Raw genomic sequence first — 22,671 nt, 5'->3', positions numbered from 1 at the left:
TGAACATGGAAGACAGTTTTTAGATGGTGAGGTTGGTTTTGCGGTTTCATTAAATGGTCAATCCCAATCATTGGGTCTTGATAAAAATGATGAAATAAAGTCACAGCAAGCTTCTATAACTCCGGCTAATGCATTAGGTATTTCTCTTAATCCGTTGCAACAAGAATTTCAAAAAGGCGCGGATAATTTTATTTCCAAATATTATCCAAGTTTAAATACCGATTACAGAAGTCAAAATCTGAATTCAAAACAAAATGCGACTAAAGGACAACTTCAGAATATAGTTAACGATGGTAAAATGGGTAAATTTGTTTACAGAGCGGAAAATAAAAACGTAATTATAAAATAAAATGAAACATCTTATTACAGCTTTGATGATATTGATTTTAAACTTGAAGAGTTTTTCTCAAGAATTAAAATTGGTTGAAAAAAATGTTGGCACACCCGAAGCGGAACTAATTTTAATTTCTTTTATTGATGGAAAGGAAAGCATAATTAAAAGTTTTAAACAGCCCTTAATGTTATATTTCCACTATTCCTACTACATTGATAGTGTCAATAGAACTGTCTATTTTTTATCATCTTCAAATACTGATATTGGAACAAACGGAACGATGGGATTTAGATATGATTTAGAAAAATTTGACGTGAAAACAGAGAAAGTACTTTTTACAACTTATTGTAATGTAACCGAAACATATCAAAATAAAAATATTTATCATATCACATCGGATGGTTTTCTTGAAAGAAATTTTGACGGGATTGAGTCAAAAAAAATATTGTCAAAATTAGAATCAATTGATAATTGGTGTGATTAAGGGGTAATGTCCCACTCCCGATAGCGCGGATTTGCAACCCGATGGCGCGGATTTTCAATCCGTGCCCACAACGTAAAAAGCTAAAACTACATCTTTATGATGTCGTTTTTCTATATTTGATAAAAACTATATATGCCTATTCATTGTATTAGCACGGATTGCAAAATGAATTAGAAGTAATAGTATTGTATTTGTTTTAGCACGGATTGCAAATCCGCGCTATCGGGGTTTTTCCAAGCGCCTTCAGAAAAAATTGGAGCAGGAGTGATGTATAGAAGAACAAATACATATAGTTCCAATTCTAACAATGATTAAATTTATGAATAAGTTTAAATTTATTTGGTTTTTATTTGTAATTGGATTTGTAATATTTTCAATTACAATGATTTTAAAAGGACCCTCAAAAACATTAGTCTTTGAAAATATTGAAAAGCAGGAGTATGATGGGGTTATACAAAAAAAAATAATTGATACAAACGACCACTTTGGAAATAAAATTATATTAAATGGTTACAAGCAATCAATTCATTGGAAACTCGCCACTGTAATAGAGGAAGGAGATTCAGTAATTAAACAAAAAGGAAAAACATATCTGAAAATTTATAAATTAAATGGCGATATTATAATTTTTGATTTAGTTAATAATAAAATACGTTAATTTAGAATTATAATTAATAGTATTAATTAGAATCCCCCGCTTCCGCGCGAATTGAAATTCGACGAAGTCAATCTTTCGCGTGGTTGTAGAAAATTAAACCCCGATGGCGCGGATATGTTCAACGGTTGATAGCGCGGATTTGCAATCCGTGCCTACAAAGAAAAGACACAAAAACTACATCAAAACGATGTAGTTTTTGTTTATATTTGATTCTTAATTTATACGCCAATGTCAACTAAGTACAAAGCCACTACTTCAGAGGAAGCCTATTTTATAACCATTACTACCGTTGGATGGATTGATATTTTCACTCGATTGAACCAAAAAGAAATCATAATAAAGGCTCTCAATTACTGCCAACAAAATAAAGGTTTAGAAGTTTATGCTTACTGTTTGATGAGCAGCCATATTCATTTGTTATGTAAAGCAACTAATGGTTATATCTTATCGGATGTAATTAGAGATTTTAAAAAATTCACATCAAAGAATATTATTAAAGTAATTATTAATGAACCCGAAAGCAGAAGAGAATGGTTGTTGGACTATTTTCAAAAGGCTTGTCAACATTTAAAGAGAGAGCAACAATTCAAGGTTTGGCAAGATGGCTATCATGCAGAAATCGTTGAGACGAATTGGTTTATTAAACAAAAAGTAAATTACATACATAACAATCCCGTTAAAGATAAAATTGTTCAATTTCCAGAAGATTATTACTTTAGTTCTGCACGTAACTATGCTGGTTTGCAAAATGATTTAGAGGTAATTTTATTGGATTTGTTTTAGCACGGATTGCAAATCCGCGCTATCGGGGTGGCACTCAATTTAGTGTTTCATTGAAAGCCTTATTAAATATATTGAATTAAAATTATGGAAATAAAAATCATGTTTTTAATATTAGTTTCCTTATTATTAGAAAGAAATAAGGATGTGAATATTTCTTTTTTTATAAATGGTAAACAACAAACGAATACAAGTTTTTATATTGTTGATAATAAGCGTGAATGTTACTTTATCGGTGAGGGATCTATAATTTCATATCCAGATACATTGACCACGAAAGATATCACGATATACATGAAAAGTAATTCACATATTGTTGTTTTTCCAATCTATGATTGGAAAAACTGTAACTTCATAACAATAGATTTTGATTGCCGCTTATTTAAAAATATTATCAAATCTAAATATGGGATAACTTCGTTTAAAAGAAATAAATACTATATTAAAGAAACTACAGTCGATGATATAATTAGTGTTTCAAAACCAAAACAGAAATATTTTTTACATGATAGCACAATCTATGATAAAAAGCAATAATAACCCCCGATGGCGGATTTGCAACCCCGATAGCGCGGATTTGTAATCCGTGACCACACAGATAAACAAGTAATAACAGCTGTACATAAACCACCTTCGGGTGGTTTTGTGTTATAAAATTCTATATTTCTAATTACATTATAATTGATAAATAGATGAAACCCCCGATGGCGCGGATATGTTCAACGGTTGATAGCGCGGATTTGCAACCCGATGGCGCGGATTTTCAATCCGTGCCCACAACGTAAAAAGCTAAAACTACATCTTTATGATGTCGTTTTTCTATATTTGATAAAAACTATATATACCTATTCATTGTATTAGTACGGATTGCAAAATGAATTAGAAGTAATAGTATTGTATTTGTTTTAGCACGGATTGCAAATCCGCGCTATCGGGGGCTAAGCCAGCCATAATGCCATTAAGACAAGTACAAGAAATCTATGGACAGCAACAAGGAATTTATAACCAAATAAAATAAACTTATGAAAGTAATTAAATCGTTTTTGGTTTTGGTTTTAATTATACTTCAAATATCATGTGGTAAAAAAAACAGTGTAGTGTTATCTGTTGAAACAGAAAATTCGACAGAATCTACCAATTATATTACAGTCTGTGAAACTGAGGGAGGATTTGAAATAGGAATAGATGAGGATTTCAAAAATAAAATTTATAATAAAAAAGCAAAAAGAATTCTTCTGATTGGAAATAATAAAAAAATAGAAATTGGTTTGTTCAATATTCTTTACAGTTCAAAAACTAATGTTGAACACCAATCTCCTTTAACTCCTAAAGGAAAAGTATTTATTTTTAAAGATGGAAAAGATTATTTTATTGATGTAAAATCAAAAAATAAAACTGCCATTAAGAATCTTTTTAAAGATAAAATTGAAGAATGTAAACGGATTGACAGATAATGTATCAAAGTTTGAAATGAATAACCCTAAATCCGATGGCGCGGATTTGTAATCCGTGCCCACAACGTAAAAAGCTAAAACTACATCTTTATGATGTCGTTTTTCTATATTTGATAAAAACTATATATGCCTATTCATTGTATTAGCACGGATTGCAAAATGAATTAGAAGTAATAGTATTGTATTTGTTTTAGCACGGATTGCAAATCCGCGCTATCGGGGTACAACTTCAACTAATAATAATATCGGTTTAGATGCACTAACGGAATCTGTGAAAAAATGAAAAAAATAACAATACTTTTTTTAATTATCTTTATTTTGGGTTGTTCAACTTCAAAATCATTGACTAAGAATAATGAATTTGAAAACAGTCACCCCTATTTACTACATGGAAATATTCAACTAGTCTTGGTTGAAAAATTAAAATCGATAAAAGATTCTGTTTTTTTTCTACTAGACAAAAATGATGAAGGTCATTATGAGATTAGCATTCGAAAATACAATCCAGATGATGTTACTATTAGCCAATGGATTAAAGCTTCCAATAGATATGTTTACTTAAATCATACTTTTTATCCCTTATTTTTTCAATTTGATTACATTTTTTCTACTCCAATGACGATTAAAGTATTTAAAAAAAATATTCAACATGATGGAACTTATATAGTGGAAAAATACTTAGTTATTGATGAATATGCTTACACAATTGTTTTTACAAAAAATGGGGAAATAATAAAGCAAGGGTATTATTAATAGCAATCTGCCCCCGATGGCGAGTGTTATACAGCGGGGGGGCTACAAGTTGGCAAGGGTTATTGAAAGCGATTAAAAAGTTTGTTTAACTAAATAGTATTTAATATTGATAAAAGAAAACCCACTGCTACGCAAAGTGTTCATATGATGCACAATGCTTCGCATCCCGATAGCTATCGGGACCCGACTTTGCGGAATAAATTAAAAACAAAACCACCTTCGGGTGGTTTTGTATTAAAAACCCTATGTTTCTAATTACATTATAATTGATAAATAGCTGAAACCCTAGCCCTGGTGGCAGTGGAAAGCCCGGAAGGGGGATGCGTTGGTTTTTACCGCCGAGCGAGAGCGACCCAAGAAGCTTGAGCACGGCGTAGTAAAAACACGCAGGCCACTGAGGACATGCAACGAACAACAGGAAATAGCTACAAAAAAGAACTTCTGCGGGAGGTTGGTGTCTTTTGTTGGTTATGTCTGCAACTAATTGATTCTTTACTTTTTGTCTTGACGGAGGTTAGTCGTAAGTCGTAAGTGGATTAGTCGTAAGTCATTTTAGCAGTCAGCGATTAGCGATCAGCCATCAGCAATTAGCTTCCTCACCTCCCAAAGCAAGTTTTTGCTCTTGCTTCTTTGCTCTTTTTTCTATTTGCCACGAAGACTCAAAGTCACTAAGATTTAAGACTAGAAAAACTAGTTTTTTGGCCTGCTTAATCGTCTTAATTTATGCGGTATAGTGAGTAGTCTTAATTCCTTAATGTTTTGAAATTTTGGAGTACAAAGTATCACGATGTTTGCACAAAGTTTAAAAGGTTAATTGGTTTATAAGTGTAAGGGGGTTAATAGTGTAGCGTGAACCATGATCATAAAACGCGTCTTCTTTTTTCTTGCTTCTTTTTTCTATTTGCCACGAAGACTCAAAGTCACTAAGATTTAAGACTAGAAAAACTAGTTTTTTAGCTTGCTTAATCGTCTTAATTTATGCGGTATAGTGAGTAGTCTTAATTCCTTAATGTTTTGAAATTTTGGAGCACAAAGTATCATGAAGTTTGCATAAAGTTTAAAAGGTTAATTGGTGTAAAAGTGTAAAGGGGTTAATAGTGTAGCGTGAACCATGATCATAAAACGCGCCTTCTTTTCTCTTGCTTCTTTCCTCTTTCTTCTAAACACTTTTCAAGAGTCCCCTCATTTCTAATTTCTAATTTAAAATTTAGCATAAAAAAAAGACCCCTTTCGGAGTCTTTTCATTAAATGCGTTTCAGCTGTTCTTTCATCATGGTGATTTGCTCTTTCAGCATGCCTTGCTTGTCGAGTTTTTTGACTTCGTTGATCAAGTTCGTCGCTTCCATTTTTCGACGACGGGATAAGGCGATTCCGGCCAAGTTGAGTTTGGCTACGGCCAAGTCCATGTCCATATTCAACCCCAATTCGATGGCTTTTTTGAAAAACTTCTCGGCTTGGTTCAAGTTGGTTTGCGACACCATCAAGCCTTGCAGGTAATTGTAGTAGCCTTGTTGTTTGCGAATCAAAGCGGTTTCTGGGTTTTTGATTTTGGACAACCATTTTTGAGCCCCAGGGAAATTTTGTTTTCGCATTTGTAAAAACGCCAACAAGATGTACTCATTACGGAAGTATAAGGCCAACGGAATCAATGCCACTAATATCAAAAAAATCCCATTGCCAATGTTGTTTTCGGTGAATTGCCAAACCGCTGCTGCAAAAATCAGGACGGTTAAAACGATCTTACTATTTCTGTGAAACATGAGGGTAAAATTTAGGTTGCAAATGTAGTAAAAGGAATTTGAAATATTTTTAAAAAAGCACTTGCATGTAATAAAAAGCTTTGTATATTTGCACTCGGTTTTGAAAAGCCGTAGACAGCGAACAAGTACCAGATTTTAAAGATATCGAACAATGAGTAAAAGAACATTTCAACCCTCGAAAAGAAAAAGAAGAAATAAACACGGGTTTATGGAGAGAATGGCTACTGCAAATGGTAGAAAAGTCCTTGCTCGTCGTCGTGCCAAAGGAAGACATAAGTTGACGGTATCTTCTGAACCAAGACATAAGAAATAATGATGTATTCATCATAGCATAAGGCGTTACTTTTATCGGTAGCGCCTTTTTTTTATCCTGTTTATAACTAATGATAAGTTGGCAACTCCGATTTTTTCATAAGTTTTGGAAACCGACTAATTTTGACACACACAACCTAAACGACTAAACTACTACACCACATGCCGAAAGATTCCGCTATCAAATCCGTTTTGATTATTGGTTCAGGTCCGATCATTATTGGTCAAGCCTGTGAATTTGACTACTCTGGGTCACAATCGGCCCGCTCCCTTCGCGAAGAAGGAATCGAGGTCATCCTTATCAATTCCAACCCCGCGACCATCATGACCGACCCCGCTATGGCCGATCATGTATACCTCAAGCCGCTTACGACCAAATCGATTATTGAAATTCTCAAAGCGCATCCCAACATCGATGCCGTACTCCCAACCATGGGCGGACAAACGGCGTTGAACTTGTGTTTGGAGGCGGAAGAAAAGGGGATTTGGAAAGATTTTAATGTACGCTTAATTGGGGTCGACATCAATGCGATTAACGTTACCGAGGACCGCGACCAATTTAAAACGCTGTTGAGTGAAATCGGAATTCCGTATGCGCCCGCTAAGACGGCCAACTCGTTCTTGAAAGGAAAAGAAATAGCCCAGGAATTTGGGTTTCCGTTAGTTATTCGTCCCTCGTTTACGCTCGGGGGGACAGGCGCCGCTTTTGTGCATCGCAAAGAGGATTTTGATGAGTTGTTGACCCGCGGTTTAGAAGCGTCCCCCATTCACGAAGTATTGATTGACAAGGCTTTGTTGGGGTGGAAAGAATATGAATTGGAATTGTTACGGGATCAAAATGACAATGTTGTCATCATTTGTTCTATCGAAAATATGGATCCTATGGGAATTCACACCGGCGACTCGATTACCGTGGCGCCTGCGATGACCTTGTCAGATCGTACTTTCCAAAAAATGCGCGACATGGCGATTCACATGATGCGCTCGATTGGAAACTTTGCCGGAGGATGTAATGTGCAGTTTGCCGTTTCCCCTGACGAAAAAGAAGATATCGTCGCGATTGAAATCAATCCACGGGTATCGCGCTCTTCGGCTTTGGCGTCAAAAGCAACGGGCTATCCCATCGCGAAGATTGCTACCAAATTGGCATTAGGGTATACGCTCGACGAATTGCAAAATCAAATTACCAAATCGACCTCTGCTTTGTTTGAACCTACGTTGGACTATGTGATTGTGAAAATCCCGCGTTGGAACTTCGATAAGTTTGAAGGCGCCGACCGAACGCTGGGCTTACAAATGAAATCGGTAGGCGAGGTAATGGGTATTGGACGTTCGTTTCAAGAAGCCTTGCACAAAGCAACCCAGTCGTTGGAAATCAAACGCAATGGGTTGGGCGCAGATGGAAAAGGCTATAAAAACTACGAACAAATTATTGAAAAACTCACCTATGCCAGTTGGGATCGTGTATTTGTGATTTACGATGCGATTCAAATGGGGATTCCGCTGAGTCGTATTCATGAGATTACCAAAATCGATATGTGGTTCTTGAAGCAATACGAGGAATTGTATTTGTTGGAAAAAGAAATCTCAAACTACCGTATCGATACGCTTCCGAAAGAGTTGCTCCTGGAAGCCAAGCAAAAAGGCTATGGCGACCGTCAAATTGCACACATGCTGGGCTGTTTGGAGAGTCAGGTGCACCGTTTGCGGGAAGAAATGAATGTGCGACGGGTTTATAAATTGGTCGATACGTGTGCGGCCGAATTTAAAGCGCAAACGCCCTACTATTATTCGACTTTTGAGGCAGAAATTGAGACGCCTACAGGAGAACGATATACGGCCAATGAAAGTGTAGTCACCGACCGTAAGAAGGTTGTGGTGTTGGGGTCAGGGCCTAACCGAATTGGGCAGGGTATTGAATTTGATTATTCCTGTGTGCACGGGGTTTTGGCGGCCAAAGAATGCGGCTATGAAACCATTATGATCAACTGTAATCCAGAAACGGTTTCAACCGATTTTGATACGGCCGATAAGTTGTATTTTGAACCCGTGTTTTGGGAACATATTTACGACATCATCCAGCACGAAAAACCCGATGGTGTAATTGTGCAGTTGGGAGGACAAACGGCCTTGAAGTTGGCTGAAAAATTAAACCGCTACGGGATAAAAATCTTCGGAACCAGTTACGATGCCTTGGATTTAGCCGAAGATCGCGGTCGTTTTTCGGGCTTGTTGAAAGAATTGAATATTCCGTATCCTAAATTTGGGGTAGCCGAAAACGCCGATCAAGCCTTGCAATTGGCAGACGAATTGGAATTCCCCTTGTTAGTTCGTCCCTCTTATGTATTGGGCGGACAAGGCATGAAAATTGTGATTAACAAGCAAGAGTTGGAAGAGCATGTGATCGAGATTTTAAAACATATTCCGAATAATAAATTGCTTTTGGATTACTACTTAGATGGTGCGATTGAAGCCGAAGCTGATGCAATTTGTGATGGTGAAAATGTTTACATCATCGGAATCATGGAGCATATCGAACCTTGTGGAATCCACTCGGGCGACAGTAATGCGACATTGCCTCCGTTTAACTTGGGCGAGTTTGTGATGCAACAAATTAAAGACCATACTAAAAACATCGCATTAGCGCTTCAAACGGTAGGGCTGATCAACATTCAATTTGCGATTAAGGATGATATTGTATACATCATCGAAGCCAATCCCCGGGCTTCACGTACGGTGCCTTTTATTGCCAAAGCGTATGGCGAACCCTATGTGAATTATGCCACCAAGGTGATGTTGGGCGAGAAGAAGGTTAGCGATTTCGATTTTAATCCGAAGTTAAATGGTTTTGCCATCAAGCAACCCGTGTTTTCTTTTAATAAATTCCCCAACGTTAACAAGGCCTTGGGTCCAGAAATGAAATCCACAGGCGAGAGTATCTTGTTTATTGAGGATTTAAAAGACGATCAGTTTTACGATCTCTATTCCCGACGAAAAATGTATTTGTCTAAATAAGTATAGTACCGCTCTTCGGAGCGGTTTTTTTGTGTAAAAAGTGTAGTTTTACCTCAAAATAACCCTTATGGATTTTCGAAAAACCTTCAATGCCCAAGCCAAAACTGAAGCCAATACCGGTTTAGGGACCAATGCTTCCAGTTATGGGGGACGTTTCTTTACCAAATCTGGAAAAGCCAATATTCGACTTACAGGATTTCCATTTTTAGATACCATAAGTTGGTACCATACGATGCTGACCTTACCGCGATGGAAGTTTTTATTGATTATCCTTCTGTTTTATTTTTTGGTGAATGCTTTTTTTGCCACACTTTATGTGCTTATTGGCGTAGACCATCTCAATGGGGTGACTGTCACTTCGCCTTGGGATGCTTTTGGACAAGCGTTCTTTTTTAGTGTACAAACCTTTACCACAGTGGGTTACGGTCATGTGAGTCCGCGTGGTTTTTTGGCCAGTTTTATCGCCGCTGTTGAAGCCTTGTCGGGCTTGTTGAGTTTTGCGATTGCTACGGGTTTGTTTTACGGTCGGTTTAGCCAACCCAAAGCCCATCTTTTGTTTTCCAACCATGCTTTGATTGCTCCTTACAAAGACGGTACCGCCTTGATGTTGCGCTTATGTCCCTTTAAGAATGTCAATTTATCCGATGCAGAGGCGCGGGTTACCTTGGGGATGCATGTGGAGGAAAACGGCCAAAAAGTCAACAAATTTTTCACCTTGGAGTTGGAGTTGGATAAAATCAATGCCTTGAATCTAAATTGGACTTTAGTCCATCCGATCACGCCTCAGAGTCCGTTGTATCAATTTACCGAAAGTGATTTTCAAGATACGGTAGGGGAATTGATTGTGTTTATCAAGGTATTTGATGATATGTTTAGTACTTCGGTGGTAAAACGCGCTTCGTATACTTTTGATGAGGTTGTTTATGGGGCTCGCTTTTTACCCATGTTTTCCCGTGATGGCTACCAAAGAAAAACGCTGCTGCATATTGACAAACTGCATGCCTTTGAAAAAGTTACCCTATAAAAAAAGCTCCGATGTACTCGGAGCTTTTTGTTTTTTCTAATATGGAATGTGTTAGTTTTTCACAATTTTCTGGGTGAATTTGGCACCATTTGCATCCATAACCATCAACAAGTAATTGCCATTTTCTAGAGATTGTAACGAGATTGATTCGTTTTCAATTTTGGAAGACAATACCAAGCGACCGTTTAAGTCGTATACTTCAGCTTGCACTGCGGTGAAGCCCTCTTGCGTTTTAATGGTCAATAGGTTGCGCGTTGGGATAGGGAATACACTTACTGTTGAACTGTCAAAAGAAGGATTATTCAAGCTAGAGCCTTCGGTTACGGTCAACAATTGGTTAATGTTGGGGTTGTTGATGGTATCGACAATCCCTGAAGGCCAACGGATAATTACTTGGGTAATGGCTGTGTTGGTTCCAATACCAAAGTGAGCATTAATTGAACTCATATAACGGAATCCTTCTCCACTGCGTACATCGCGAATTTGTTTTCCGAAGGCACCGTAGATTTCAATGCGCGCCCCAATACCGTTGCTGTTGCTTTGTACACCGTTTAAGCGAACTTTTAACCAGTTGTTCCCGTTGGGTACAGCATAACGAATAGTAGATCCGTTTTGAATATCCAAGAAACCATCGTTGTTTAAGTCGCCCACAGCTCCCACGCCAATACCTGTGTAGGTTACGCCTTGGAACGTATTGTTTCCTTGGTTGAACATGATTTTGTTTCCACCGCCCAATACGTCTACTTTTCCGTCGTTGTCAAAGTCGTAAGCGATGTTGTCAATGTTGGTTGATGTATTGGTATCCCAACCTGAACCTGTAGTGATGTTGGTAAATGCACTTAAGGCACCCGTAGTTTCGAAGTTATTTCTGAAGAAACGGTGTGAACCCGCACTAGCCGTAATGATTACATCCATATCACCATCATTGTCAAAATCGGCAATTCCCGAGGACCACGTTTGAATCGGTGTTACATTTACCCCAGTAGCTGCAGAAACGTTGGTATAGGTAGTACCCCCATCGTAACGAATCAACTGACATGGAGGGCCAGAACATTTTGAAATAAATACATCTGAATCGCCATCGTTATCAAAATCGGTAAACAAGGTTGCATAATTTCCACCGCCATTACTGATGGCCATCGCGCCAGGCGTTACATTCGCTTGGAAGTAGGTAAGATTTCCTGCGCCATCATTCAAATAATAAACGTTTTCATTGATGTCGTGACAGGAGAAGATATCTAAGTTCCCATCTTTATTCAAATCGGCGAAGTTGGTACGCTGACAGAAGATATATTCTCCGGGGGTAATTCCGGTATATTGTGTACCGTTGTTTCCAGAACGCAAGATGGATAATCCTTGACCAGCACCTAACACGATATCATTGTAACCGTCTTTGTTATAATCACCAGCAGCCAAACTCCAAGAAGGGTAGAAATTTACATTGGAAAAAGGATAACTTACAATGTTGAAAGTTCCGGGAGTAGCCGTTTGGTAATGAACTTTCATTGTTCCTGTACTAATCCCTACGATGTCATCCAATCCGTCGTTGTTCATATCAACCACACAAATATTGTATTGGTTATTGATGGTCGAAACCGTTTGTGCGTTGTACGTAATAGGCGCTGTCGGTTGTACCACAACTGCATTTTCGATTAATTGAAAAGTAAACCCATTACTGGTCCAGCGGTTGTCCCAAACGATAGTGTAGGTTGTTCCTGCGGTTACGTTGAAGGTAGCTACCGAAGAATAATTCTGACCGCTATCGTCGTCACCATCAAAACACACCATAGCGCCACATGAACCTGTGTACACGTGAAGACGGGTGTCTACTCGTGGTGTATTGGCTGCAATGTCGGAAGTGATCGTCACTGTGTAGTTTTGCGTGGGGGTATAGGTATACCATTCCGCTTTTCCATTAGCGCCTAAGGATCCGTTATCTGCACAATAGGCAGGGGGTAAGTCGGTACCATTCACCGCAGTAACCACATGGGTTCCCGCCGTAATAGGCAGTGCAGTAGCGCAGGTGTCCTGAGCTTGCGTCAATCCTACAACGAGGAAAGATAGGAGTAAAGTAATTTTTTTCATAAAGTTGTTAAGTGGTTATTAGTTGCAAGGTTGAAGCGATTCGATCCATTGTTTTACGAGTAATACACCCTCCTCATGGATGATGGAACGCCCGTGTAATGGCATCATAAACGATTCATTTTCTGTATTTAAACGGTAATATAACATGGAACGGTTGATGTTGTTTGGCGAAACAATACGAATTAACGCAGGGGGAAAGTCTTGCATATCAGCCGTGGGAACACAGACGCCCATGTTGGTTAAATTGTTATTGGTTTCATCAAAACTCATACGCATCGGGCGGTAATAACAGTGCCCTTTTTCACTATGACAATGCGCACAATTGATGTCAAAATAAGAGCGAACGCGCTGCTCAAGGGGTTTTGATACATCTTTATAATCAACCATAGCGGTCGCAGGGTCGGAAATAGGTGCATTGCTTTCTAAAATACCCCACTCTTTCCATTTGGCCAACTGATTTTTCGTTTCAGCGCCATAGTTATAGTTAAAGTTGATGTTTTGTGGTTTGATTCCAATGGGTGAATTGGAATAAATATTCGTATTAGGATCCCGCAGTTTATGACAAGTTACACACTGTGCTTCATTGGGAATACGGTAATTGGCCGTTTTTTGCACACCGTTTTCTGTAAAAGTGATGGTGCGGTTGCTTCCGTTTAAATCAAAAAATGCTTCTGTTTGTTCGTCATTCCAAACATATTCCGCAAAAATCCATCCGTTGGATTTGCGAATCATAATGCGGGTTTCAATGATTTTACGGGTATTGGTAGGTTGCAATTCGTCGTAATAAAAGTTTTTGATAATGGCAGCTCCTACAGGCAATTCCAAAACCGAACCGTCTCCATTGTACGTTGCTTTTGTTCCCGGAGGCAACCATACAAAACGTTTTTTGTGGGCATAATCCGTAAATAACTGACTAATGGGTTCGTAAATATGGACATCTTTTTCGGGCACCATGGCACTCATGGGCGCTTTAAAAAAGTGGTAATCGGAAAGCTTGGCGTAAGGGACTTGTGTGAGATCAACCGTAACGGGGCTCGGTTCCACATACTCCTCGTTGTCATTGGAAGAACAAGAATAAATAAATAAAGAAAGGATTCCCGTAAAAATCCCCAAAAGGTAATATTTTCTCATGTTAAAAAATTCTTGACCAAAAATAACAAAAAAAATCTATTTGCCTAAAATTCGTGCAGTTATATGAGAATTTTTAAGAAATGAATTAGAATTTGAAAATTTTACCGTTCTTTCATTTCAATTTTTACATTGTAATTTTCTAGGTTTTTCAAGGCAGTTTCCGAAAGGTAATCGAACTCCAATTCGTGGCGATTACGGGTTTTTCGGGCTTCAATTTGTTGGATACAATTGTAAAAACGCCGCACTTCATCGCCGTTGGTTAAAATCAAACCGGGGACTTCTGTATTTTGGCCGTTTTCATCTTTGGCCACCATGGTAAAATAACTCGAATTACAGTGTTTCGATTTGCCCGTTTGAATATGTTCTGATTCCACGCGAATTCCTACCACCATTGAACTGCGCCCCACATAATTTACACAGGCTTTCATGATCACGAGTTCGCCCACTTCAATAGGATGTAAAAAGTCGACGGTATCCACCGAAGCGGTTACACAATAATTGCCCGAATATTTGGAAGCACAGGCAAAAGCAATTTGGTCCATCAACGAAAGAATATACCCTCCATGAATTTTTCCACTAAAGTTGGAATGGGAGGGAAGCATCAATTGTGAAATGGAAATTCTAGAGGATTTTACGGTTTTAAATTGTTTCTTCATGGGTCGTGTCAATATCGTTCGTTTGGCCTACTCCTGCGCGTTGCAACAAGGCATCGGGCATTGCTTTTTTGGCTTTTGCCCCCATTTTTTTCAAGCGTTCCACGCTCGAAATCAGGTTGCCTTTCCCTTCGGTGAGTTTGTTCATAGCTCCTTGGTATTCTACTTTGGCTTCATCCATCTTTTTGCCAATTTTTATCAAATCGGTGACAAACCCTTCAAATTTATCATACAAAGCACCCGCTTGACGGGCAATCTCTAGCGCATTTTCTTGCTGCTTTTGATTGGTCCACATGCTGTTAATGGTTTTCAGCGTGGCCAATAAGGTTGAAGGCGTTACGATGACAATATTTTTTTCAAAGGCTTTGTTGTAGAGTCCGTTATCTTCTTGTAATGCGACCGCAAATGCCGATTCAATTGGGATGAAAAGTAACACAAAATCCGGACTCTCCATTTGGTACAAGTCGTAATAATTTTTACTACTCAATTGCTCCACATGGCGATGAATAGCGATAAGGTGTTCGCGTAAATGCTGTTTTTGTTCCTCCTCCGTTTCGGCGTTGCACAAGCGTTCGTAGGCGGTTAAAGTCACTTTTGAATCGACAATCATTTTTTTGCCATCGGGCAATGCAATGACCACATCGGGTTGAAGACGTTGTCCCTCGGGGGTGGTAAAGCTCTGTTGTACAAAATATTCGCGGTCTTTTTCCAATCCTGATTTTTCCAAAACACGCTCCAGTACCAATTCGCCCCAATTTCCTTGCATTTTATTATCCCCTTTTAAGGCTTTGGTCAGGTTGATGGTTTCTTGCGACATTTTTTCATTCATTTCCCGCAGTCCCAGTATTTGTTGGCGTAATGCGGCATGGTAATCGATGCTTTCTTTGTGGGTGTCTTCTACTTTTTTCTCAAAAAGCTGAATCTTTTCTTGTAAGGGCGAAAGAATTGTCTTTAAGTTTTCTTTGTTTTGTTCGGTAAACTTGGTCGTTTTTTCTTCCAGAATTTTCTGCGCCAAGAGTTCAAACTCTTTGGTAAACTTTTCTTGCAGCTGCTCCACTTCTTGACGGTATTCTTTGTTGCGTTCGACCAAATTGGAAAAATCCACTTCTTTTTTGGTGAGTTGTAACGCCAATGCTTCGCGTTCGGTGCGCAACGTTTCTTTCTCTGCTTGGGCCGTTTGCCATTGCTGTTGCCCCGACGTTACTTGTTGGGTTAATTGACGAATTTGCTCTTCTTTCTGCGCAAGGGTTGCACTGGATTGATTGCTAGAGAGTAATTTTCCGATGAGAAATCCCAATCCCAAAAACATGGCAGATAAAACAATGGTTAGAGTCATACGTTATTTTTTTTAAGGTTTTAAAATTACAAAACTTCAAGGCGATTTGCTACACAATTTTTCTTTGTTAAAATGGATTAAGTTTGTACAAATAAAAAGTCGCCATGCACCGTCACTTTCTTTTGCACAAGCCCCATGGGTATTTAAGTCAGTTTATTTATCAAAAAAAGCGCGCCAAAAAGCTGTTGGGCGAACTGTATGATTTTCCCGAAGGAACGATGGCTATTGGACGTTTGGACGAAGATTCGGAGGGCTTGTTGTTGTTGACTACGGATGGTCAAGAAAGCGAACGAGTGCGCAGTAAAACGGTAGAAAAAGAATATTATGCACAAGTCGACGGTTTGATTGACTCAACCGCAATAGCACAACTCGAGGCGGGGGTTGAAATTGGCTTCAAAGGCATTCGATACACCACCCAACCGTGTCAAGTTCGACTTGTGACGGTTTTGCCGCCCTGTATTGGCGAAGGGCGACGCATACGAGATGCCCGTCATGGCCCCACCTGTTGGATATCCTTAACGCTCACCGAAGGGAAGTTTCGTCAAGTGCGCAAAATGACCGCGGCAGTGGGTTTTCCAACATTGCGTTTGGTACGGGTTCGCGTAGGCGGTATTGCCTTAAACTTGAGCGCAGGCAGCGTGCAAGAAGTTCCCCATTTTGAACAGGTAGGCTTGTAACGATTTTACTAAAAAAATAAATTTGGCTTAATTTTTGAATTTGTATATTAACAGATAACCCGTATTTTTACCAAAAAAAACAATCATCATGAAAAAAATTACTTCTGTATTGTTTGTGCTACTCTCGGCAGTCTCTATGGCTCAAGTAGGACAAATTGGACACTTGACTATTTTCTCTGAAGATGGCGACAAATTTTACCTTATTTTAAATGGGGAAATGCAAAATGATATCCCCCAAACTAACATTCGAGTAGAGGACTTGAATCAGCCGTACTACAACGCGCGTATTCAGTTTGAAGACAAAACGTTGATGGATATTACCACCAACAACATGATGATCGCCGATCCGGACGGTATCATGTCGGATGTGACCTATAAAATTCGTCGCGACCGAAACAAGAAAGGGAAAATGAAATTGAATTTTTTCTCAGCAGTGCCTGTACAACCCAATTTTGTTCCCCCAGCCAATGTGTATGTTATGCATTATGGGCAACCCCGTCCGCGTCCCGTAAACCCAGGGCAAACTGTAGTGGTGCAACAACCTGCTCCTGTTCGTGGCGGTACCGTTACACAAACGACCACAACCACGACGACCAATGGTGGGGACAATATCAACGCCAACATCAATATTGGTGGACTTAATATGGGTGTTTCCATCAATGACAATATGGGCATGGGGGGCACCGTAACGCAAACTACTACCACCACAACTTCTTCCTCTCATGTGGGCGGTCATGTGGCTCCCGTACCTGTGGAAGTGGCGCCTGTAGGATGTCCAAGTCGTAGTTGTATGCGTCCAGCCGATTACAATGCTGCTTTAACGACCTTAAAAAATCAGGCTTTTGAAGATTCTCGTATGAAAACAGCCAAGCAAATTGTAGCGGTAAACTGTTTGAATGTGGATCAAATCATGCAAATTGCGAATTTGTTTAGCTTCGACGATAACAAATTAGAGTTCGCTAAATTCGCTTATGACTACTGCATCGAACCCCGTAATTACTTTAAATTAAACGGAATTTTCAGTTTTAGTTCTAATGCTGATGAATTATCCGATTACGTGCAAAGTCGCCAATAATCGGTTGCAATAATCCCAATCAAAAGCTGTTCTTCGGAGCAGCTTTTTTTATGGTATCCATAAATGGATGTTTGGGTTGTATAAAAATGATAAAGAAAATGCCCTTAGGATATGACAAACCGTCCTTTTTCGGCATCAAAGCGAATGTGTTCGTCGGTAAATAGCGTATTAAATATGCCCGATTCAATATGATTGCACGGTTGGTCTAACACCAATTGTTGGGGCGTCATGATCAACATTTCGTCCGAAAGTTGAATGGCAAGATCAATGTCATGGGTAGAAAAGAGAATGCATTTTCCGGTTTGATGTGCCACCCGTTGTAACAATTGAAACACGCCTACTTTGTGCACTAAATCCAAATGGGTCGTGGGTTCGTCCAATACAATCCAAGGCGTGTCTTGGGCCAAGGCTCGGGCGATCAAAACGCGTTGCAATTGTCCGTCGCTTAATTCATAATGTTTTCGGTCCCGCCAAAGGCTTACCTCTGTTTGCTCCATCGCAGTTTCGATGGCCTTTATGTCGTCGGGGGCGAGTTGCCCAAGCCAGTTGGTGTACGGATGGCGACCGAGCGCAATCAATTCATAAACCGTAAGGTTGCTTTTCGGAATCTTATCGGTCAACACCAAGGCCAATTTTCGGGCGCGTTGTTCGGCAGTCCATTCCTCCAAGGGTTTGTCCTCCCAAAAAATCGATCCCGACAACGCGGGTTGAATCCCACAAAGGGTTCGCAACAAGGTCGATTTTCCTACGCCGTTGGGACCAATGAGACTAACTAACTGTCCCGCTTTGAGTTCAAAATGCAATTGAGTGGCCAAGGGAAGTGCCTGGTTTCCTTTTCCATACCCAATGGTAAGATCGCACACGCGAAGCAGGGAATTTACACTCATAATAAGGCTTTTTTTCGAATGATTAATCCAATGACAACGGGCGCGCCAACGAGCGAGGTAATGGCATTGATGGGTAGTGTAAAATCGAAACCGGGCATTTGTGCCACTGTATCACAGCCGAGCATGATGATGGCTCCAATGAGTAACGTAGCCGCCAATAAAATACCGTGTTTGCTGGTTTGAAATAAGAGTTTGGCCAAATGCGGCACCGCCAAACCAATAAATGCGATCGGTCCCACAAAGGCCGTAATGCTGCCGCAAAGTAAAGCGGTAGCCCAAATGATACGCAAACGTGATTTTCCCAACGCTATGCCTAAACTGGCCGCATAGTTTTCGCCCAACAACAATCCGTCCAAGGCTTTTATACTCTGCAAGGTGAGGAGCAGCCCCACGGCGAAACAAACCGTAAGAATTCCTATTTGTGTGTAGGTCAAATTGCCCAAATTACCCATACTCCAAAACGTAAACCGTTGCAATTGTTCGGCCGAACTAAAGTAGGTAAGTACAGAAACCGCGGCGGCTGTAAAACTGCCAAACATGAGTCCCACAATTAGTAAACCCGAACTGTCTCTGAGTTTTCGCGATAAAACCAACACTATGGCCATAACCCCTAAACTGCCCAAGCACGAAGCGGTCACCAATCCGTAGGGGCCTGTGAGTAGGGTGTATAGTCCGGTGGGTAACAATCCCGCTCCCAAGAGTACCAAGGCTACGCCCAAACTCGACCCCGAGCTGAGTCCGAGCACATACGGTCCCGCCAAAGGATTACGGAAAAGCGTTTGCATCAATAACCCACAAGTCGATAAGCCCATGCCTACTAAAATAGCCGTGAGCGCTTTTGGGATTCGAAATTCAAGGATAATATAGGACCAAGTCGATTGGATAGGCGTTTGTCCAAAAATAGTTTGCAAAACATCACCCAAGGGAATAGCCACTTGCCCCCAAGCGATGTTGCTGAGAAAGGCCAACAGTAGGAGTCCACTTAACAGGGCAAAAAGCCCGCGATGACGAGAGGTTAGGGTCACGGTTGTAACGGCATAAAAAAATAGGGTTGGTATGAAGGTAACAATTCTGGGTGGAGTATTTTCACCAAATCTTTCAGTACTAAATCGGGTCGGTTGGGCGCCAATTCGTAGTAGAGACTGCCGCCGTTTTTTCCCTTTTTTCGGTGAAACGAATACACTTTTTGATTTTTAAACGCTTTGAATTGGCGGTAATGCGGATTCTGGGCTGCCATTTCACTTAGGGTTTGAAACTGACCCGAGGTGATCCACAGGTCGGCGTTGTGTGCTTTTTCAAATACTGTTTCAAAAGAGAGGGCCAGACTTCCCGTGCCTTTTGTAGCGCTCCATAGGTAGTTGCCGTGGGCTTCTTTGAGTAGCAAACTGCCCCAACTATCGCCTTTGGGAAGGTACCATTGTCCTTCAAACACATCGCCGGCCATGACGGTAGGTGCGTTGGGTGCTCGTGCCGCGATGCGCTTGGTTTTGAGGTAGTCTTTTTCAATTTTTGTAAAAATGCGTTCTGCCTCCTCTTGTGCATCGTAAAGCGCTCCAAAGAATTTAATCCACTCCGCCCGACCCAGTGGCGTTTGTTCATTCCAGTCGCCGTTGAGCATCACCTTTAAGCCGCTGCGTTGCAGGTTGTCTAGGGTAGGATTGTGATTGTCGATACCGTATCCAATGACAACCTCGGGTTGCAGCGTGATCAGTCGCTCGATATTTAAGGATTGGTTTTTCCCCAGTTCGGCCACTTTTCCGCGGGCGATGCGCGCTTGTACTTGCGCCGAGGAAATGTATTGCAGTTGTGGAAATCCTATGAGTGTGGGTACCTTTTTCAACATCTCCAAGGAAGGAATATGGGTGGTAGAGGTGACCACTATTTTTTGAATAGGGATGCGAATGGCGGGGAATTGCTGCAGCGAATCGGGTATGCGCGCCCCTTTTTTATACAAAACATAGCGGTACGTTTGTCGGGCTTCGGGCCAAGGATTGCGCACGGTAACCACAGTAAGGTCATTGTAGTTTTGCAACGTAAATCCCTGGGCATACCGCACGATGTTTTGGTTTTGTGCTAGGGACGTTTGGGAACGATCGGACTGGCATCCGAATCCCATAATGACAAGGAGTAGGCCCAGTAGCCTGACGCAACAATTCATATCGGATACTTTGTGCAAAAGTAATGTTTTTTGGGTGATGGACTACTTCATGGCCATGGCTCCGTTTACCGCAAGGACGAAGCTACGAACTTTCGGGTACAAATTAAGGAGCTATTGGTTTTTGTATTTGAGCCAAAGTTTGAAAAATCCCACACCGAGAAAGTAGGTGAGAAGGTAAAACAGAAAACTATCCAAAACTGCAGGCGAATTCAATTCATCCCAATCGGTATCTGTTCCGTATATAAAATCCATAACCCATGCCACTGCATTTACAGCGATAACAGAGGAACACAGCGATACCAAGCTTGCATAAACTATTTTTTCCCCAACGATGAATTGTTTGAGAGGGATTAAAAATAGAAAAAGGGTTGTTAGATTTATGATGAAACAAAAACCCAAAGGCGGATTGTCATAGTATCCGTAATGAAAGGGCGGAGTGCCCCATAGGGAGGACCCTATAATGATGAGGTATACGAGATAGATTCGATATTTAAAGCCTTTTTGAAACATCAATTGCAGTTTACAAGGGAGCGAAACGTTCAGTTTTTAGTCAACTTTTTTGTTCTAAAGTAACTATTTTTGATGAGATTGCGGGATATTCGAGATTTTGGGGCGTATAAAGACAAGATTCTCGAGGCGAAATGGTTTTATAACTTACATAATTCAAGGCCATCAATGGAAATCTTGTAGGCTAAACACGAAACGAAACGATGAAATTAATTCACAAAACATTTTGGGTATTGGGTTTACTCTTGTTTTTTAATGGTTGTAATCAATTTGAGAAAAAACAAGCAGCTATTTTTCTTGAAGTTTATTTTCTAGATCCTGGGTTAAAATTTCCAATGAATATATCCTGCCAAGCGCTTAGAAGTGAAATGTTAAAAGAAAGAGTTAAGTATAAATTAATCGACAATGAAGATACTTTAAAGTTGTTTCAACGCTATTATAATCAGTTAAAAAATGATACGACTCAAATAAATTTTGATGTAAAGATGCAGGTAATATATCATAATCATGCGCAAGTTGACTCCCTTTGTATGGGAAGCAATTTTAACATTACAGTTAATGGGGTAAAGAAAAAAGAGTCGAAAGATTTTCACAATTTCATCCGAAGTAATGTTTATGGTGCTCACTAATTGTTACGTGTAGCGATGACCGTGGCGAGATAAACAGTCATTAGTGTTCAGTGTACAGTCATCAGTGTTCAGTCAACAGTGTTCAGTGTTCAGTCATCAGTGTTCAGTGTTCAGTGTTCAGTGTTCAGTCATCAGCAATTTGCTATCTCACTTCTTTAAGCTCGTCTTTTTTCTTGCTTCTTTCTTCTTTTCTCTAGACCAAAGCTCGTCTTTTTTCTTGCTTCTTTCTTCTTGCTTCTTTCTTCTTTCTTCTTTCTTCTTTTTTCCCCATGCAAGATTTGAGAAAATAGCCAACACCAACAAAGTCACCAAAACAACATAAAAGCCCCACTTCAATTGTTGAAATTCCTCCAACGTATTGTCATAAACCCATAGTCCAACTGCGGTTATGAGTAAGCTAATGGTAACCAACGAAATCCTGAAAACCCCTAAAAACCGTTCCCGAACCGCATAATAACAAAGCAATACGGTACACAACAAAACGCCGGTAAAGCAAAGCAACGGATAGGATTCCCGTTCTTTCAAATCGGCTACAGTATCCAATTCAAAGCTTTTCAGGGCGAGTTCATACGTTGAAAAAGTCACTTTGGCAGCTTGTTCCTCAGGGGTCTTTTCTTCCCCTAGGGGTGCCGGTTTGATGGGCGCTGTTTTCGGGGGGCTTGCAGAGGCCAACGTGGGTGTTTCCTGGTGCTTTCTTTTCAATAACGTTGCATCCGAACACATTTGAAAACAAGGAAAAGTAAAACTAACGAACAACGAAAACGAAAGGAGTTGGATGGCTTTTTTCATGGGTTAGCAGGAATCAGTGTTCAGTGTTCAGTGTTCAGTGTTCAGTGTTCAGTGATCAGTACACAGTTTTCAGTGTGTACGTCCCTGATATAGGTTGACCACATCAAGTCAATTTATATGAAAGCAAACATCAAATTAATCAGTAAGCATCGTAAGTTTTCTGAGGACTT

The 22,671-nt window shown here is 40.1% G+C and carries 23 protein-coding genes; 13 read left to right on the top strand and 10 right to left on the bottom strand.

All coding sequences use genetic code 11. The features are described 5' to 3' along the window. Positions 1 to 70 precede the first annotated feature (70 nt). The 7 genes from BUC17_RS08070 (at position 71) to BUC17_RS08040 (ending at position 4,463) form a co-directional block, all read left to right on the top strand. Positions 71 to 349 carry a hypothetical protein gene (locus BUC17_RS08070; RefSeq protein WP_073363227.1) on the top strand — a complete coding sequence of 93 codons (279 nt, stop codon included), beginning with the start codon at positions 71 to 73 and terminating at the stop codon, positions 347 to 349. A 1-nt stretch (position 350) separates the two neighbouring features. After that, positions 351 to 818, top strand: a complete 468-nt coding sequence (locus BUC17_RS08065; protein ID WP_073363225.1) for a hypothetical protein — start codon at positions 351 to 353, stop codon at positions 816 to 818. A gap of 319 nt (positions 819 to 1,137) precedes the next feature. Next, positions 1,138 to 1,476, top strand: a complete 339-nt coding sequence (locus tag BUC17_RS08060) for a hypothetical protein (protein WP_143161757.1) — start codon at positions 1,138 to 1,140, stop codon at positions 1,474 to 1,476. A 228-nt stretch (positions 1,477 to 1,704) separates the two neighbouring features. Then, the gene (locus BUC17_RS08055; RefSeq protein ID WP_073363222.1) at positions 1,705 to 2,259 is read left to right on the top strand and encodes an REP-associated tyrosine transposase; all 555 of its coding nucleotides are present in this window, start codon (positions 1,705 to 1,707) and stop codon (positions 2,257 to 2,259) included. An 84-nt stretch (positions 2,260 to 2,343) separates the two neighbouring features. After that, entirely contained in the window at positions 2,344 to 2,793 is a 450-nt protein-coding gene (locus tag BUC17_RS08050; RefSeq protein ID WP_073363221.1) for a hypothetical protein, read from the top strand. Positions 2,794 to 3,278: 485 nt separating this feature from the next. Further along, positions 3,279 to 3,710 carry a hypothetical protein gene (locus tag BUC17_RS08045; protein ID WP_073363219.1) on the top strand — a complete coding sequence of 144 codons (432 nt, stop codon included), beginning with the start codon at positions 3,279 to 3,281 and terminating at the stop codon, positions 3,708 to 3,710. A 279-nt stretch (positions 3,711 to 3,989) separates the two neighbouring features. Then, on the top strand, positions 3,990 to 4,463 hold the full coding sequence (locus BUC17_RS08040) for a hypothetical protein (protein WP_073363218.1): 474 nt from the start codon (positions 3,990 to 3,992) through the stop codon (positions 4,461 to 4,463). A gap of 1,244 nt (positions 4,464 to 5,707) precedes the next feature. Here BUC17_RS08040 and BUC17_RS08035 read toward each other — a convergent pair. Next, on the bottom strand, positions 5,708 to 6,223 hold the full coding sequence (locus BUC17_RS08035; protein WP_073363216.1) for a hypothetical protein: 516 nt from the start codon (positions 6,221 to 6,223) through the stop codon (positions 5,708 to 5,710). Between the two features lie 151 nt (positions 6,224 to 6,374). Between BUC17_RS08035 and rpmH the strand changes: the two genes are divergently transcribed. From rpmH to BUC17_RS08020, 3 genes are all read left to right on the top strand, one after another. Then, positions 6,375 to 6,536 carry a 50S ribosomal protein L34 gene (gene rpmH / locus BUC17_RS08030; protein WP_056072822.1) on the top strand — a complete coding sequence of 54 codons (162 nt, stop codon included), beginning with the start codon at positions 6,375 to 6,377 and terminating at the stop codon, positions 6,534 to 6,536. Positions 6,537 to 6,697: 161 nt separating this feature from the next. Next, the gene (gene carB / locus BUC17_RS08025) at positions 6,698 to 9,550 is read left to right on the top strand and encodes a carbamoyl-phosphate synthase large subunit (protein WP_073363215.1); all 2,853 of its coding nucleotides are present in this window, start codon (positions 6,698 to 6,700) and stop codon (positions 9,548 to 9,550) included. A gap of 67 nt (positions 9,551 to 9,617) precedes the next feature. Beyond that, positions 9,618 to 10,574, top strand: coding sequence for an ion channel (locus BUC17_RS08020; RefSeq protein WP_073363213.1), 957 nt, complete (start codon positions 9,618 to 9,620; stop codon positions 10,572 to 10,574). A gap of 51 nt (positions 10,575 to 10,625) precedes the next feature. Here the strand turns inward: BUC17_RS08020 and BUC17_RS08015 are convergent, their stop codons facing one another. The 4 genes from BUC17_RS08015 to rmuC all read right to left on the bottom strand — a co-directional run bounded on the left by BUC17_RS08015 (position 10,626) and on the right by rmuC (position 15,779). Further along, positions 10,626 to 12,659: an FG-GAP-like repeat-containing protein gene (locus BUC17_RS08015; RefSeq protein WP_073363212.1), complete on the bottom strand. Its 2,034-nt coding sequence runs from the start codon at positions 12,657 to 12,659 to the stop codon at positions 10,626 to 10,628. Positions 12,660 to 12,677: 18 nt separating this feature from the next. After that, the gene (locus tag BUC17_RS08010) at positions 12,678 to 13,790 is read right to left on the bottom strand and encodes a hypothetical protein (protein ID WP_073363210.1); all 1,113 of its coding nucleotides are present in this window, start codon (positions 13,788 to 13,790) and stop codon (positions 12,678 to 12,680) included. A 101-nt stretch (positions 13,791 to 13,891) separates the two neighbouring features. Continuing rightward, entirely contained in the window at positions 13,892 to 14,446 is a 555-nt protein-coding gene (locus BUC17_RS08005) for an acyl-CoA thioesterase (RefSeq protein WP_073363208.1), read from the bottom strand. Continuing rightward, positions 14,430 to 15,779, bottom strand: a complete 1,350-nt coding sequence (gene rmuC / locus BUC17_RS08000; RefSeq protein ID WP_073363207.1) for a DNA recombination protein RmuC — start codon at positions 15,777 to 15,779, stop codon at positions 14,430 to 14,432. The genes BUC17_RS08005 and rmuC overlap by 17 nt, the downstream gene beginning before the upstream one ends. A 104-nt stretch (positions 15,780 to 15,883) precedes the next feature. Here rmuC and BUC17_RS07995 point away from each other — a divergent pair, with 104 nt between their 5' ends. Together BUC17_RS07995 and BUC17_RS07990 are read left to right on the top strand one after the other, a co-directional pair. Continuing rightward, entirely contained in the window at positions 15,884 to 16,456 is a 573-nt protein-coding gene (locus BUC17_RS07995) for a pseudouridine synthase (protein WP_073363205.1), read from the top strand. A gap of 88 nt (positions 16,457 to 16,544) precedes the next feature. Further along, positions 16,545 to 17,531, top strand: coding sequence for a proline and serine-rich protein 1 family protein (locus BUC17_RS07990; RefSeq protein WP_073363203.1), 987 nt, complete (start codon positions 16,545 to 16,547; stop codon positions 17,529 to 17,531). Between the two features lie 104 nt (positions 17,532 to 17,635). Here BUC17_RS07990 and BUC17_RS07985 read toward each other — a convergent pair whose 3' ends face one another. The 4 genes from BUC17_RS07985 to BUC17_RS14080 all read right to left on the bottom strand — a co-directional run bounded on the left by BUC17_RS07985 (position 17,636) and on the right by BUC17_RS14080 (position 20,828). Further along, the gene (locus BUC17_RS07985) at positions 17,636 to 18,418 is read right to left on the bottom strand and encodes an ABC transporter ATP-binding protein (protein WP_073363202.1); all 783 of its coding nucleotides are present in this window, start codon (positions 18,416 to 18,418) and stop codon (positions 17,636 to 17,638) included. Further along, a complete protein-coding gene (locus BUC17_RS07980; protein WP_083544815.1) occupies positions 18,415 to 19,443 on the bottom strand; it encodes a FecCD family ABC transporter permease in 1,029 nt (342 codons plus the stop codon). The genes BUC17_RS07985 and BUC17_RS07980 overlap by 4 nt, the downstream gene beginning before the upstream one ends. Next, positions 19,440 to 20,576: an ABC transporter substrate-binding protein gene (locus BUC17_RS07975; protein WP_073363200.1), complete on the bottom strand. Its 1,137-nt coding sequence runs from the start codon at positions 20,574 to 20,576 to the stop codon at positions 19,440 to 19,442. The genes BUC17_RS07980 and BUC17_RS07975 overlap by 4 nt, the downstream gene beginning before the upstream one ends. Before the next feature lie 111 nt (positions 20,577 to 20,687). Beyond that, positions 20,688 to 20,828, bottom strand: a complete 141-nt coding sequence (locus BUC17_RS14080; RefSeq protein ID WP_159433938.1) for a hypothetical protein — start codon at positions 20,826 to 20,828, stop codon at positions 20,688 to 20,690. A 458-nt stretch (positions 20,829 to 21,286) separates the two neighbouring features. On the opposite strand from BUC17_RS14080, the gene BUC17_RS07965 reads away from it, so the two are divergent. Next, a complete protein-coding gene (locus BUC17_RS07965) occupies positions 21,287 to 21,712 on the top strand; it encodes a hypothetical protein (RefSeq protein WP_073363197.1) in 426 nt (141 codons plus the stop codon). Between the two features lie 147 nt (positions 21,713 to 21,859). On the opposite strand, the gene BUC17_RS07960 is transcribed toward BUC17_RS07965, so the two are convergent. Continuing rightward, complete coding sequence (locus BUC17_RS07960; protein WP_143161756.1) at positions 21,860 to 22,501, bottom strand: hypothetical protein; 642 nt, start codon at positions 22,499 to 22,501, stop codon at positions 21,860 to 21,862. Positions 22,502 to 22,671: the final 170 nt, after the last annotated feature.

Origin of the sequence: Flavobacterium fontis (assembly GCF_900129405.1) — a bacterium.
In the GTDB taxonomy this organism is placed as follows: domain Bacteria; phylum Bacteroidota; class Bacteroidia; order Flavobacteriales; family Flavobacteriaceae; genus Flavobacterium; species Flavobacterium fontis.
Note: the sequence above shows the minus strand (reverse complement) of the source record. Positions and strands in the feature narration are given on the sequence as shown.

Excerpts from the sequence above, each read along its gene's own strand:
- BUC17_RS08065 (WP_073363225.1), top strand. The coding sequence starts at position 351 with ATGAAACATCTTATTACAGCTTTGATGATATTGATTTTAAACTTGAAG.
- BUC17_RS08060 (WP_143161757.1), top strand. The coding sequence starts at position 1,138 with ATGAATAAGTTTAAATTTATTTGGTTTTTATTTGTAATTGGATTTGTA.
- BUC17_RS08055 (WP_073363222.1), top strand. The coding sequence starts at position 1,705 with ATGTCAACTAAGTACAAAGCCACTACTTCAGAGGAAGCCTATTTTATA.
- BUC17_RS08050 (WP_073363221.1), top strand. The coding sequence starts at position 2,344 with ATGGAAATAAAAATCATGTTTTTAATATTAGTTTCCTTATTATTAGAA.
- BUC17_RS08045 (WP_073363219.1), top strand. The coding sequence starts at position 3,279 with ATGAAAGTAATTAAATCGTTTTTGGTTTTGGTTTTAATTATACTTCAA.
- BUC17_RS08040 (WP_073363218.1), top strand. The coding sequence starts at position 3,990 with ATGAAAAAAATAACAATACTTTTTTTAATTATCTTTATTTTGGGTTGT.
- BUC17_RS08035 (WP_073363216.1), bottom strand. The coding sequence starts at position 6,223 with ATGTTTCACAGAAATAGTAAGATCGTTTTAACCGTCCTGATTTTTGCA.
- rpmH (WP_056072822.1), top strand. The coding sequence starts at position 6,375 with ATGAGTAAAAGAACATTTCAACCCTCGAAAAGAAAAAGAAGAAATAAA.
- carB (WP_073363215.1), top strand. The coding sequence starts at position 6,698 with ATGCCGAAAGATTCCGCTATCAAATCCGTTTTGATTATTGGTTCAGGT.
- BUC17_RS08020 (WP_073363213.1), top strand. The coding sequence starts at position 9,618 with ATGGATTTTCGAAAAACCTTCAATGCCCAAGCCAAAACTGAAGCCAAT.
- BUC17_RS08015 (WP_073363212.1), bottom strand. The coding sequence starts at position 12,659 with ATGAAAAAAATTACTTTACTCCTATCTTTCCTCGTTGTAGGATTGACG.
- BUC17_RS08010 (WP_073363210.1), bottom strand. The coding sequence starts at position 13,790 with ATGAGAAAATATTACCTTTTGGGGATTTTTACGGGAATCCTTTCTTTA.
- BUC17_RS08005 (WP_073363208.1), bottom strand. The coding sequence starts at position 14,446 with ATGAAGAAACAATTTAAAACCGTAAAATCCTCTAGAATTTCCATTTCA.
- rmuC (WP_073363207.1), bottom strand. The coding sequence starts at position 15,779 with ATGACTCTAACCATTGTTTTATCTGCCATGTTTTTGGGATTGGGATTT.
- BUC17_RS07995 (WP_073363205.1), top strand. The coding sequence starts at position 15,884 with ATGCACCGTCACTTTCTTTTGCACAAGCCCCATGGGTATTTAAGTCAG.
- BUC17_RS07990 (WP_073363203.1), top strand. The coding sequence starts at position 16,545 with ATGAAAAAAATTACTTCTGTATTGTTTGTGCTACTCTCGGCAGTCTCT.
- BUC17_RS07985 (WP_073363202.1), bottom strand. The coding sequence starts at position 18,418 with ATGAGTGTAAATTCCCTGCTTCGCGTGTGCGATCTTACCATTGGGTAT.
- BUC17_RS07975 (WP_073363200.1), bottom strand. The coding sequence starts at position 20,576 with ATGAATTGTTGCGTCAGGCTACTGGGCCTACTCCTTGTCATTATGGGA.
- BUC17_RS14080 (WP_159433938.1), bottom strand. The coding sequence starts at position 20,828 with ATGGATTTTATATACGGAACAGATACCGATTGGGATGAATTGAATTCG.
- BUC17_RS07965 (WP_073363197.1), top strand. The coding sequence starts at position 21,287 with ATGAAATTAATTCACAAAACATTTTGGGTATTGGGTTTACTCTTGTTT.
- BUC17_RS07960 (WP_143161756.1), bottom strand. The coding sequence starts at position 22,501 with ATGAAAAAAGCCATCCAACTCCTTTCGTTTTCGTTGTTCGTTAGTTTT.